The 11,939-nt window shown below is 46.5% G+C and carries 8 protein-coding genes; all 8 read right to left on the bottom strand.

The window, feature by feature from the left end:
• Nucleotides 1-37: 37 nt before the first annotated feature.
• The gene (locus B5F77_RS05590; protein ID WP_087328807.1) at nucleotides 38-862 is read right to left on the bottom strand and encodes a metal ABC transporter permease; all 825 of its coding nucleotides are present in this window, start codon (nucleotides 860-862) and stop codon (nucleotides 38-40) included.
• 17 nt (nucleotides 863-879) lie between these two features.
• A complete protein-coding gene (locus B5F77_RS05585; RefSeq protein WP_087328805.1) occupies nucleotides 880-1,299 on the bottom strand; it encodes a phospholipase in 420 nt (139 codons plus the stop codon).
• A gap of 29 nt (nucleotides 1,300-1,328) precedes the next feature.
• Nucleotides 1,329-2,555 (bottom strand): 3-phosphoshikimate 1-carboxyvinyltransferase, encoded by a 1,227-nt coding sequence (locus tag B5F77_RS05580; RefSeq protein WP_087328803.1) that lies wholly within the window; start codon nucleotides 2,553-2,555, stop codon nucleotides 1,329-1,331.
• A 51-nt stretch (nucleotides 2,556-2,606) separates the two neighbouring features.
• Complete coding sequence (locus B5F77_RS05575) at nucleotides 2,607-4,838, bottom strand: alpha-L-fucosidase (protein WP_087328884.1); 2,232 nt, start codon at nucleotides 4,836-4,838, stop codon at nucleotides 2,607-2,609.
• A 181-nt stretch (nucleotides 4,839-5,019) separates the two neighbouring features.
• A complete protein-coding gene (locus B5F77_RS05570; RefSeq protein WP_087328801.1) occupies nucleotides 5,020-5,883 on the bottom strand; it encodes an alpha/beta hydrolase family protein in 864 nt (287 codons plus the stop codon).
• Between the two features lie 27 nt (nucleotides 5,884-5,910).
• Entirely contained in the window at nucleotides 5,911-8,454 is a 2,544-nt protein-coding gene (locus B5F77_RS05565) for a GH116 family glycosyl-hydrolase (RefSeq protein WP_087328799.1), read from the bottom strand.
• Between the two features lie 16 nt (nucleotides 8,455-8,470).
• Nucleotides 8,471-9,892, bottom strand: coding sequence for an arylsulfatase (locus tag B5F77_RS05560; protein ID WP_087328797.1), 1,422 nt, complete (start codon nucleotides 9,890-9,892; stop codon nucleotides 8,471-8,473).
• 111 nt (nucleotides 9,893-10,003) lie between these two features.
• Entirely contained in the window at nucleotides 10,004-11,923 is a 1,920-nt protein-coding gene (locus B5F77_RS05555) for a RagB/SusD family nutrient uptake outer membrane protein (protein ID WP_087328796.1), read from the bottom strand.
• Nucleotides 11,924-11,939 lie beyond the last annotated feature (16 nt).

Genomic DNA, 11,939 nt, shown 5'->3' with positions numbered 1-11,939 from the left:
TATCTTTGTCATCTGCCGATGATAAAAAAAGGGGAAATCAAGAGGCATTTGCATGGGATTTCCATTGTCGGATTCCCTGAATACATTTAACTGCAAGGAAGAACGACACCAGCAGGAGAATAATAAAGGCGCCCGACGGTACATTTTGGTAATACGAGAGAAATAATCCCCCGACCGACCCTGCGAATGCCAATAGTATGCTCCCCCATTGGATTTTGCGGTAGTCCGACGTGAGCAGATTGACCGTGATTTGGGGCAAGGTAAGGAGGCTCATCAAAAGCATGATGCCCACCATGCGGATGGACAATACAATCGCGATAGCAATAAAAAAAATCATCATATATTCAATGAACCGCACGGGAAGTCCTTGCGTGCGAGCAAAATTGGCATCGAAGGCGACGTATATAATTTCGCGCCCAAAGAGCGTGAACAGGAGCAACAGCACTCCCGCCAGCGCCGCACTGGCGATGATATCCGCCTGCGTAATAGTCAGGATATTTCCAAACAAATAAGCCGAGAGGTTTGGGGCATAACCGGGCGTTAAAAAGGTAAATATCACGCCCAACGCCATTCCGAGCGACCAAATGCCGGCGATGGCAGAGTCCTCGCGTATTTGTTGGGATTTACTCATCCATTCGACCCCAAACGCCGATAGTACGGCGAACGCCATAGCCGTCAGGATAGGGTTCGTCCCCAGATAAAAACCCAGTCCTAAGCCGCCGAACGACGCGTGGGTAATCCCGCCGCTGATGAACACCAGCCGGCGCGAGACGACGTACGTCCCCACCATGCCGCAAACGATAGCCGTAAAGAGACTGCCGAGGAGCGCGTTTTGAAAGAATACAAACTGAAGCAATTCCATGTAGGCGCGTTTTTGTATTAGTGTGAGCGTCGTTCGCCGACAATTAAAAAGGCCTCGTCTTTCAGCGCGTCCGGGAGGTTGACCCCACGGAGCTGCAGGCTACGCAACCAGCCCGCGACTTCGACTTCGCGGAGCGTATACAATACCTCTCGAAACTCTTCGACGGCGTTGTCTGGATAAGCTTCAGGCTCCACGCCGCGGAAACGGTCCAGTTCTTCGTCGTCATAATATTCGATCTTTTTACTTACCGCAGCCAGGAGGCTATCTCGTTCGCAGACTTCGTGCTGGCCACAACATTCCTCCGGAATCTCCCTTGGTTCCGGGATTTCGCTAATTTCGCCCCGTTCCAACATCCGTTGCAACTTTCGATTGCGAAAATAGCCTAAAATAGCGGCCACCACCCCGAGCGCCACTAAACTTAAAATGAAATACCACATAATTGTAAGAGAAAATTACGAATAGAAATTTAAGATTCCACCGAAAAGCCTGCAGCGAGGAGATGTTCCCAGAAATGCGGATAACTTTTGCTGACGACATGGGGATTTGCAATCCGGATACCCTCCTTTCGGACGAGGGCGACGGGCGCAAAAGCCAACGCCATTCGGTGATCTTCGTAGGTGTTGATAATAGGATTTGTTTCGGATTCGCATCGCTCGCCGTCCCACATAAGGACGCCCTCCGACGGATCCTTCAGCACGTATCCGAGCTTTTTCAATTCTGTTTTTAAGGCCGCAATACGGTCTGTTTCCTTAATGCGGAGCGTTTGAAGGCCATTGAAATAGAACGGCACGTTCAGCAGCGCACAGGTGACGGCAAAGGTCTGTGCCAAATCGGGTTCGTTTACGAAATTATGCACCAGCTTCCGGGTGATTTGCCCTGTCCGACGGAGCGTGACGCCCTCGACGAAATCGCACCCGACACCCAACTGCGCGAACAGCCGAGCCCCCATGGCATCCCCTTGAAAACTATGCTTGAACAATCCCTGCAAACAGATATGGGCTTGAGGCGCGAGCGCCATCATCTCAAACCAATAGGAAGCGGCGCTCCAATCAGCTTCTACAGTAAATGGCACGGGCTGATAACTTTGCGGAGCCACGCGGATAGTCGATTCCCCCAGCCATTCGGCCTCGACGCCAAATTGTTTCATCAATTGCAAAGTCAGTTGGATATAGGGCTTCGAAATGACATGCCCCGTCAGATGCAGCACCAAACCCTTTTCCATGGTAGGAGCAATCATCAATAGCGCAGAGATATATTGCGAACTGACGTCGCCCGCCAGCGAGATCTCGCCGCCTTGCAACGCACTCCCGAAGATGCGCAGCGGAGGGAATCCCTCCTTCTCTATATATTCAATACGCGCACCCAACGAATTAAGTGCATCCACCAACACACGAATAGGGCGATTCTTCATCCGCTCAGTTCCTGTGATGGTCCATTCTCCCATGATTTTCGCGAGGAAAGCCGTCAGGAAACGCATGGCCGTCCCTGCCGCTTGGATATCGAAATCCCGCTCATTGGATTCTAAAGCCCTTACAAGCACATGCGTATCGTCACAATCCGATAAATTTTGAATAGGAAAAGGACTGTAACTTAATGCATTTAGAATCAATGCCCGGTTGCTAATACTCTTCGAAGCAGGCAACATCACGTCCGCCTGCCACATTCCTTCCGGAGATTTAATGATATATTCCATAAAAGAAATCCTTATTTTCGGCCACAAAAATAAGGATTTCTGATGAAAATATCAATTGGAATAGAAATCCAGCTCGGCGATTGCGGTGGAATTCTTGCCATCCGTGCTTTCTACGGCTTCCACTTGGATGTAGCGCGTTGAAAGCGGTTGTTTGAAGAAGTGCGTACGTTTGCTGGGGTCGTTGATGAGGTTTCCGAACTCGAAGCTCTCGACCGTGCGCCAAGTTTGGCCATTTTCGCTGGCTTTGATCACGCCTCGAGCCATCATGCCTTGTGAATTGACGGTCTGTGGCGTATAGGCAAACCCTACCAATGAATGCGTTTCGCCCAAATCAATGGTAATATGATGTGGCAACGCGCCTTTTTGCACATTCCAATAGGTAGATGGGTTCGCGTCGAAAGCCGCTGTGGCAGGATGAGATTCTTCCTCTCCATCCGCTTTGATTAATTTCCAATTCTTTTTGGCGAGTCCGGCCCGTTCGCTGGCAACGCTACCTGTTTCCCCATTCAATATAGCCACAGCTTTAATTTCTCCCTTTGTCTGAGGGAAAGGCGCAGTATAGACGGGAGATTGGGCTGTAGGCTCTGTTCCGTCTGTTGTATAATGGATGGTGTAACCTGCGTTCAGGTTCTCTGCGGCATTTTGTCCATGTTGATTCCAACCGAAATCTTGGAGTTTAGGAGAAATAACGATTTGTCCCTCTTTATCTTGATCGATACTCAACTGAGGCGGACGGGCAGCATAATGATGCGCAGAAATATGACTTATAGCCGGAGCCATTCTCGATTCGAGGATGCGGACGCGTATCTTGTCGGTCGTAACGTCCGGGAAACGGAGGATTCGTTTGTAGCCTATGTTTGTCGAGGTAGCTATCTGGGTCCATTCTCCTTCGATTTGGGCATCTACGGCGAAGCTCTCCACGCGTTCGCTATGGGTAGCTACAGCCTCTTGCAATACAAGACGGTTCAATGTGATAGGCTTCGGAGTAGACAGGACAAATTCATTCTTTCCCTCCAACAGAAGGAATGTGTGGGGGTCGTTGTCTAATACCTCTTTTGGTCCTTTGGCTCCTTCCAGCAGGTTCGTGTCATAGGTCTCGTGGATACGTCGGCCCACTTCCTGCAATACTTTCACATCTTCGTCGGAGAAACGTCCGTCCCGGTTCGGCGGAATATTCAAAAGGAAGGTAGAATTACCACCGACGGCTCGTTCATAAATATCAAATACATCGTCTGCGCTCCGTACCTTCTGGTGCGTATCGTCTCGATAGAACCACCCTTCGCGTATCGAAGTGTTGGTTTCTGCCTGCTGGTAATGGAGGTATTTGGCGGTATAGAGTTTTTCACGCGAACCTAAATCAGCATCGGTCATATCGGCGAAATGGTTCATCGTATCAGGATTTGCCTGATAAGCTACCACGTTCCATTCTGTCGGGCGCGTACCTCCGGCTTCATTACCACACCAGCGCACGTCTTCTCGGCCAAAGATGACGGCTTCGGGGGCTAACGTATGTATCAACTCTTTCCAGGCTTGATAGTTGTAGGTCTGTCCGCCTTTCCGTTTCGGATGCGCGCCGTCGAACCACACTTCGTGGATGGGGCCATATTCCGTGAGTAACTCGAACAATTGATTGAGGAAATACTCATTATAATCATCTACCTTAAACTTGAAAGTGGTCTTATTGGCAAACGGACGGCCGGGCACTTCGCGGGGAATGACACGTTCCGTGTATGGACTTAAATTCCCATACAATCCATCTTTGCTTTCAATCTGGAACAAATCGGCAGGCGAAAGGTAAATACCCAACTTCAATCCATATTTTTGACACGAAGCCGAAAGGTTCTTCAAGATGTCGCCCTTTCCTCCTTCAAAGCCGGTCGACATGATGCCATGTGTCGTATAACGGCTTTGCCAGAGCACAAACCCATCGTGATGTTTTACGGTCAGTATCACCATCTTCATGCCCGCTGCTTTCATGGCTTCGCACCACTGGTCGGTATCCAGCGCCTTCAGGTCGAATATCTTAGGGTCTTCATGCCCCGTTCCCCACTCGCGTTTTGTAAACGTGTTCGGCCCGAAGTGGATGAATGCGATGAACTCGTTCTCCAACGCATGTAACTGATTAGCTGTAGGCACTACATGGGCCGCCTTTTCAATAATCATTTCGTGGCTGTCGCCCGCCTCCACAGGGATGGTGTTCTGATAGGCCATCGTATCTTTTGGAGCTTGTGCACAAGCCGAAAGCAACCAGATACCCGCCACGAAAGGCAAAATTTGCTTCATGTTTCTCATTGTCTTCTCTATTTATCGATTATGTTTCCGCAAAGGTAACGTTTACAAATGGAATATCCTTGCTGATAACTCATAAATTTCGGATTGGATTATTTGTTGGCCTGGATGTTAAACTATTTTCTCCGGTGTGGTGGGTAGTAACCCTCCACACTGGAGGAAAATGCGGATTGGATTAGCTCCGGCGGAAGCGGACGCTCACGAACTCCAGGACAGAGGGTAAGGCCGTGCGCCAATAGGTCCAGGTATGCCCTCCGTCGCGCACCCGAAGTTCATGTTTGATATTCTTTTCTTGCAAGATTTCATGTGCGATGTTGTTGCCATGCAGCAAATAATCCTCGTCGCCGCAATCCAGATAATAAGCCACGCGCCAAGGCTTTTCAGCATCCAACGTGTTTAAGAGGTCGAGTACGCTGTTTGTACGCCAATGTTCCGTCAGGTTCCCCTTCCCGAAAATCGAATCGAAGAGCGTACCTCGCGTGGTATTCAAGGCCTTTTGCATTTGCTCGTCGGTATAAATCGCCGCACTCAGCGGGGCACAGGCTGTGAACATGTCCGGATGATGAAGGGTATAGAGGAAAGAACCATAGCCCCCCATCGAAAGGCCGGCGATAGCTCGGTATTCACGGTCGGCCCGGGCCCGGTATGTCTTTTCGATGTAAGGGATCAGCTCTTCGAAAAACATATCTTCGTAAGGCACACGGCCATCATAAGAATTAACATACCATGTTTCACCGGCATCGGGCATGACGATAATCATTTCTGCTGCCCGATGGGACGCGATGGCTTCGTCGGCAATACGCTGCACCTCGCCCATTTGTACCCACGACGTTTCATTGTCCGACCAGCCATGCAGCAGATAAAGAACCGGATATTTGCGTGTAGAATGATCATATCCGTCCGGCAGGTAGATAGAATAGCGTACCTCTTTACCCAATTTGTTACTCTGGAAGCTCAACGACTCCCGCACCGTGCTTGCCGCCATCAGACATTCGCAACAGAGCAAGCAAACTAATACATACCAATACTTTACTTTCATACGTTGTTTTTATTATTTGTTAATTGTTTACCAATTCATTGTCTTTTCATCTCCGGAATTCAAGGTTACGTTTTTTAATCGGATACTTTTATCGCCTACTTGGAACTTCTTTAAAGACAAAGAACCTTTTAAGACTTGAAGTGTGGCATTCGATGCGGAGATAGTACAAAGTCCCCATGCCGAACCATTGCTCCAGAAATAGGTACCTGGTTTAGACGTAAAACCTATTTGCTTATCAATGCCCGAGTAATGGAAGTCGCTTAATGCCAATACTGCAGCCCAACTTGCCATCGAACGAGCATAATGATGCCCGCACTCTGCTTCGCTAAATGGATTTCGCTTAGCTCCATCAAAACGGTCTCGGATAGAACGGATGCACGTTAGCGCTTCGTTTTCCATGCCTTCATATAACATGCTTACAGCCGCACAATATTCAAAGCCAGTCATCACTTCGGCGAAATAAGGGAAAGGAACCTCCAGGCGTCCTTTCGGCCAAGAGGCCATCAGAAGTCCGGCCTCATCGCCTATGACGTAAGAGCGCATATTGTTGAAGTGTCGACTGAAGTTGGGTACGTAATTATACTTCATAATGCTTTCCAATGTTGTACGGATATGCGCTTCATTGGCCAAATAACCTAAGCCACAAATATGTGCCATGTATTGCCCTACCAATTGATCCACCAAGCATCCTTTACCCAGTTGAAATGCGGGGATTTCTACATGAGGGTCGTCCATGTGGAGAAACTCGAATGTCTTTGGGTTGGTGATTTTGTGTTCGTAGTATTCGCCATTAAAGAGATTCGCATCCATCCAAGTACTACCTTGTTCGAAAAGCCGACGGCACTTCTTGGCAAAAGCTTTGTCGCCCATAGCTTTCGCCATTTCTTCGGCAGCCCGTAGAGCTCCCATATACCAAAAACCCATTTGAGGATTCGGTCCGAAATAATTTACATCCATGGTATTGTGTTGCGAACCTTCCATCACGCCATCTTGATTGCCATCCCAACCCTTTTCTGTCCAGGCGTAAGAAAGGATTTTCTTGGTTTGTTCCCAATTCTTTTCCAGGAAAGCGTTGTCTCCCGATAGTTGCCATTCGCGGTACATTTTCATCACACAACCCATTTGTCCATCGGCTGCGGCCGCGTTCCCTTTCGAGGCTTCCGAAAGAGGTAAAGCGGCGCGGAAGTTCATTAATCCGTTCTCTTTGGTGGCATAATTTAGTTCCACGTCGCGCATCGTCTGAGCTAAATCGCCAAAAAGATAAGGCGTGGCCACTTCATAATTCCAAACATGCGTGCATGAACCTTGGCAAGAACCAAAACGATCCATCACGCCTTCCCAACCCATTAAATGTCCACTTGGAAGTCTGAAAACCGTTTGCGAACGTAGCGTAGCCAAATTGAACAAAGCCGCTTCTTTCACTTCTGCTGGATACGAACTTGCGAGGAACGCATTGACAAAAGTAAGGGTTTCTTTCTCTAACTGTGGAATTTGGGGGACTATTTTTTGCGCAGCATCCCAAGCGTCGGTATATTGTGTGCTATAATAATTCCCTACAATAGTTTCCGACCAAGCTTTTCGATTGGGAAAGTTCCAGGTCAGATAGAATGTGAACGTAGCTTTCCCTTTGGGATTAATCTCTTTCTTAACAGCCAACGATGCCATTGGGTCGTCTTCTGTTATCGGTTCAGTCCGCTCTTGCATCAAACCGTCGTCTGAGAAATCATCCCAGAAATTCAAGATAGCATTGTTCCAATCATCCGGTTTAGAAGATGTGCGATAAGTTACTTGTCCATCGGATTGTGTCGTTAAAGCCAAGGTTCCCCAGGCAGGGTCTTCTTTTTCTACGCCTTCCGAGTAGAAATAAATACCTTTCAATCCTTCTTGTGTGCGGTATTCATTTTTATTCTGTTTGGCACCTATAGGGATGAAGTCCCCTTTCCAATTCGACGTGAATTTGCTTCCATCTTTTCCAATAAAATTACGGAGCGAACCGCATATGGATACTTCCATTGGTTTGTCTGTCCGGTTTTCTACTTCGTATGATAATACGGCTAGCGGCATTCCGCTTGCTTCTGCATCTCCAGGGATTAACGGATTGAATCCTTTAATAGTTACTTGGATAGGCAATGCCTCATCTGATAGATGTACTTGCCCGAATGGATAAGCCGCCTCAAACGAAGCCTCGGCAAAGCGCGGCATACCGTGATGATCTACCGGACGCCCTTCGTAATGTAAATATTCTTGTGGATAAAGCGGACCTGCCAGCAATGTGGTGGAAGCCGCTTCACCTTGTGGCTTGGCATAGATGGCAAAGAAAGGCGCATTGTTGCCGGGTGTCACTGTGCTATATTTTTTCGCTGGGACATTCATAAGTTCCCAATCGCGCAATTCGCCACGTCCACCCAGCGAAACCGTACCAGTCCCGATTCCACCCAAAGGTAAAGCAATCTGATACAAATGTGCCCCGTCATATTTTTTCAATACAGGCCAATCGGATGGTGTCCATTCTTGGGCGGATAGGAAATCTAAAGATAAAAGGAACATTACACAAAAAGCTATGTACTTCATAAATGCAATTTTTATTTTACTTAAATTCGGAAGGAAGAAGTGGCCAATTTTCGTCGTATCGGTGTGCTTCCCGCATTAACGCTTTCAACTCTTCCGCCTTCTTAGGATACAAAGATACTACATTATAATATTCGGACGGATCGGATGCCAAATTATATAATTCGTATCGGGATTCTTTTTGTATATTCAGATGGATCAGTTTCCAATTCCCTTGCCGGATGGATTGTCTGCCATTGAGTTCATGAAACTCGAAATAAAGGTAATCATGTGCTTGTTGATTTCCCTTTCCAAGCAAAGTCGGGAGTATGCTAATGCCGTCTGTCTCTATCTTTTTGTTTTGTAATAGTTCATTAAAAGTAGGCATCATATCCCAAAAAGCGCACATATGGTTGTTGGTGGTAGATTCAGCGATATGGCCTGGCCACGAGGCTATGAATGGGACGCGAATACCGCCTTCATAAAGATCTCGCTTAAGTCCTCGATAAATGCCATTACTATTGAAAAATGCAGGATCTGCACCTCCTTCTTTATGCGGTCCGTTATCGCTGGTAAAAATAACAAGCGTGTTTTCATAAAGCCCCAATTCTTTTAACTTGGCTATGATTTGGCCTACATACACATCATACCGATAAACCATTGCAGCAAAGGTCGCTCTGGGGTAAACTTGAGAACAATATCCGCCTTTTCGGAACATTTTACCCGAATCCACCCCCTGGAAAGGTTGCTCCGGATACATTCCACGAAAGTGTTGAATAATACTATCTTCTGGAACTAATAGCTCGGCATGAGGTAATACGTATGGGATGAATAGAAAGAACGGTTTATCTTGATTTTGGTCGATGAATTGAAGCGCCTGCTTGTGTATCTCATCTTGAGAATAGGTACCGAATTGTCCGTTGCTATTTTCTGGATAATTGATCCGTGTATCATTATCCCATAAATGGTCCGGGTAATAATTATGAGCCAACAACTGACTATTATAACCAAAGAAATGGTCGACAGATTGCTTATTGGGGTCTCCAGAACTACCGACTTCACCTAATCCCCATTTCCCAAAAGCCCCAGTTGCATACCCGGCCTCTTTGAATAATTTGAAAATCGTATTCGTCTCTATAGGAAGAGCCACTTCGTAATCCGGATTGACGCTTCCATTGCCACGAATGCAGGCATGTCCTGTGTGCATCCCCGTCACCAAACTGCATCGCGAAGGGGCACTGACGGTTGTCCCTGAATAACATTGCGTAAAACGCATGCCATGCCGTGCCAATTCATCGATGTTAGGAGTCTGGAATTTCTCTTGCCCGTAACAACTCAAGTCGCCATATCCCAAATCATCCGCCAAGATAAATACCACGTTTACTCTCTCTTGCGAAAAAGCAGTTGGAGAAGCAGCAAAACTTCCCACCAGTAAACACAAACTATACTTTAGAAGATTCATGATGATCGCATTTAAAATCTTTGTCTATGCCTTATAAAATTAGGTATGTAGTTAGTAAATCTCTATCTTTAGGCTGCAGATATATATCTTTAGTCTAAAGATAGAGATTGGTTAGTTAGATCCCGTATTAGTGGCCGGATAGCCTGGGTTTTGTTCCAAGTTCTTATTCAATAATAATTCATTGCTTGGAAGCGGATACAAGTAATAATAATCTTGCCAACCTTTTCCGGATACGATTGGATCCGAGAAGAATACCACACGTCCTTCGTCGCCTTGGCGATCCAACTGGAGCAGGAAGTTGTTTACGTTTGCCTCTTCCCCGCGATGCCGCTCATCTTCCAGATCCGATTTCTTCAGATAAACGCCTACCTGTTGTTTATTCATATATTCTCCCTTCTTCCATCGGCGCAAATCATCATTGCGAAAACCTTCGAACATCAATTCTACCCGGCGTTCACGGCGTATTTCCCACAAAACAGGATCTACGCTTATATCGCGCTTCGGGTCAAAATCGGAGGTGATTTCTGATACTTGCATGTGAGCTACATGTGCGCGATCCCGAAGGACATTGATAGTCGCATCCGCCACGCTTTGGTTGAATTTACCTAATTCGAAAGCAGCTTCTGCATGGTTTACCATGACTTCTCCCATGCGGAATAAAGGATAATCTGTTGAATTCAAATTCCCCGCCGAATTGACAGGTGTTACCGTATTATAGTATTTCCATACATAATAGCCTCCATACGAAGTCATGAAACCTTGCCCCATGCCGTATGCATTCTCGCGGAAATGAGGAATCTCCCGCAAGATTTGCCCAGCCCATTGCAACATGGGCAAGGTCTTGGTCGAAGTTGTCCCTGCACATAATTCGGCCATTAAGTCTATATATTCCCGATCTACCGGATTCTCGGTGTCTGTAACCAATGCCATATCTGTATTTGTGGCCGAGGGGCTATTTACTTTATATGGAGGGCATACATTCCAATACAAACGGTAATCGCGGTTCCGAAACTCGGTATAGACATCTGCGTCGCCTGTTTCCTTATCTCCTTCAAACAAATCGCTCGTATAGATAGGTTTTCCATCTTGGCAAAGATAAGCAGCTATGGCCTCTGCGCAAACCTCACCATAATGAGAAGAAGTACGGACATAGCGCGTCATATTATGTCCTTTCCCATCAGATAAGAAGTTCTTGTATAATAAAATACCCTCAATGCCAGCCAAACTTTCCGAATTGAAAAGTTCGTCGTAATTAACATGAACTTGTGGATGGGCCGCTATCAATTCGTTGGATGCCTCAAAGCTTGCTTGCAAATAAGCTTCTCCATTCGAAATGCCATGATACTTTTGCCATGTTCCTTCAAATAAGCCGAAACGAGAAATCAATGCTAATACAACGTCTCGATTAATAGTATTATCTCCATCTCCGTTTATTTGGATATTATCTTTGGCGTATTCTAACATATCCAGAACTTTAGCTGCTAACTCCTCGCGTGGCATACGTGCACTATAAAGCACATCGGTATCTGTATCTTGCAAGGCATGTTCGACCCAAATCGCACTACCGAAATAAGCAATCAACCGGTAATATTCATTTGCCTTAAAGAAATAGCCTACGCTTCGCCAATGATTCTTTTCTTCATCCGTCATACTTGATGCATCAATGTTGTCCAACAGAATATTAATGGCACGGATGCGAGTATAAGGCGTATCCCAATTATTTGTGGTGCTGGGCACTGTAACGGTTTGCCATACCCAAGGGTTTTCGTTATTCGGACTACCGAAGAAACCATTATCTGAATAACAATCAAATATGCTTGTGGACGTCGGGCCTGCGTCTAAAGACGTCGGACCAGCATCTGCCTCCAAGTAAGTATAGAATTGCCATGCATACGTTTGGAAATTCTCATAAGACGAAAATGCCGTCTCTTCTGTTTGCTGGTCTAAAGGCAATCGGTCCAAATAATCATTATTCAGACAAGATGAAAATAAAAACAAAATGCTACTGATGCTTATAATTACTTTTTTCATTGCTCAATCCTCCTAA

It is taken from the genome of Parabacteroides sp. An277, from assembly GCF_002159645.1.
In the GTDB taxonomy this organism is placed as follows: domain Bacteria; phylum Bacteroidota; class Bacteroidia; order Bacteroidales; family Tannerellaceae; genus Parabacteroides.
The sequence above is the reverse complement of the archived record's forward strand: the minus strand, read 5'-3'. Positions and strand labels throughout refer to the sequence as shown.

Coding starts and splice junctions, on each gene's coding strand:
- B5F77_RS05590 (WP_087328807.1), bottom strand. CDS start 862: ATGGAATTGCTTCAGTTTGTATTCTTTCAAAACGCGCTCCTCGGCAGT.
- B5F77_RS05585 (WP_087328805.1), bottom strand. CDS start 1,299: ATGTGGTATTTCATTTTAAGTTTAGTGGCGCTCGGGGTGGTGGCCGCT.
- B5F77_RS05580 (WP_087328803.1), bottom strand. CDS start 2,555: ATGGAATATATCATTAAATCTCCGGAAGGAATGTGGCAGGCGGACGTG.
- B5F77_RS05575 (WP_087328884.1), bottom strand. CDS start 4,838: ATGAAGCAAATTTTGCCTTTCGTGGCGGGTATCTGGTTGCTTTCGGCT.
- B5F77_RS05570 (WP_087328801.1), bottom strand. CDS start 5,883: ATGAAAGTAAAGTATTGGTATGTATTAGTTTGCTTGCTCTGTTGCGAA.
- B5F77_RS05565 (WP_087328799.1), bottom strand. CDS start 8,454: ATGAAGTACATAGCTTTTTGTGTAATGTTCCTTTTATCTTTAGATTTC.
- B5F77_RS05560 (WP_087328797.1), bottom strand. CDS start 9,892: ATGAATCTTCTAAAGTATAGTTTGTGTTTACTGGTGGGAAGTTTTGCT.
- B5F77_RS05555 (WP_087328796.1), bottom strand. CDS start 11,923: ATGAAAAAAGTAATTATAAGCATCAGTAGCATTTTGTTTTTATTTTCA.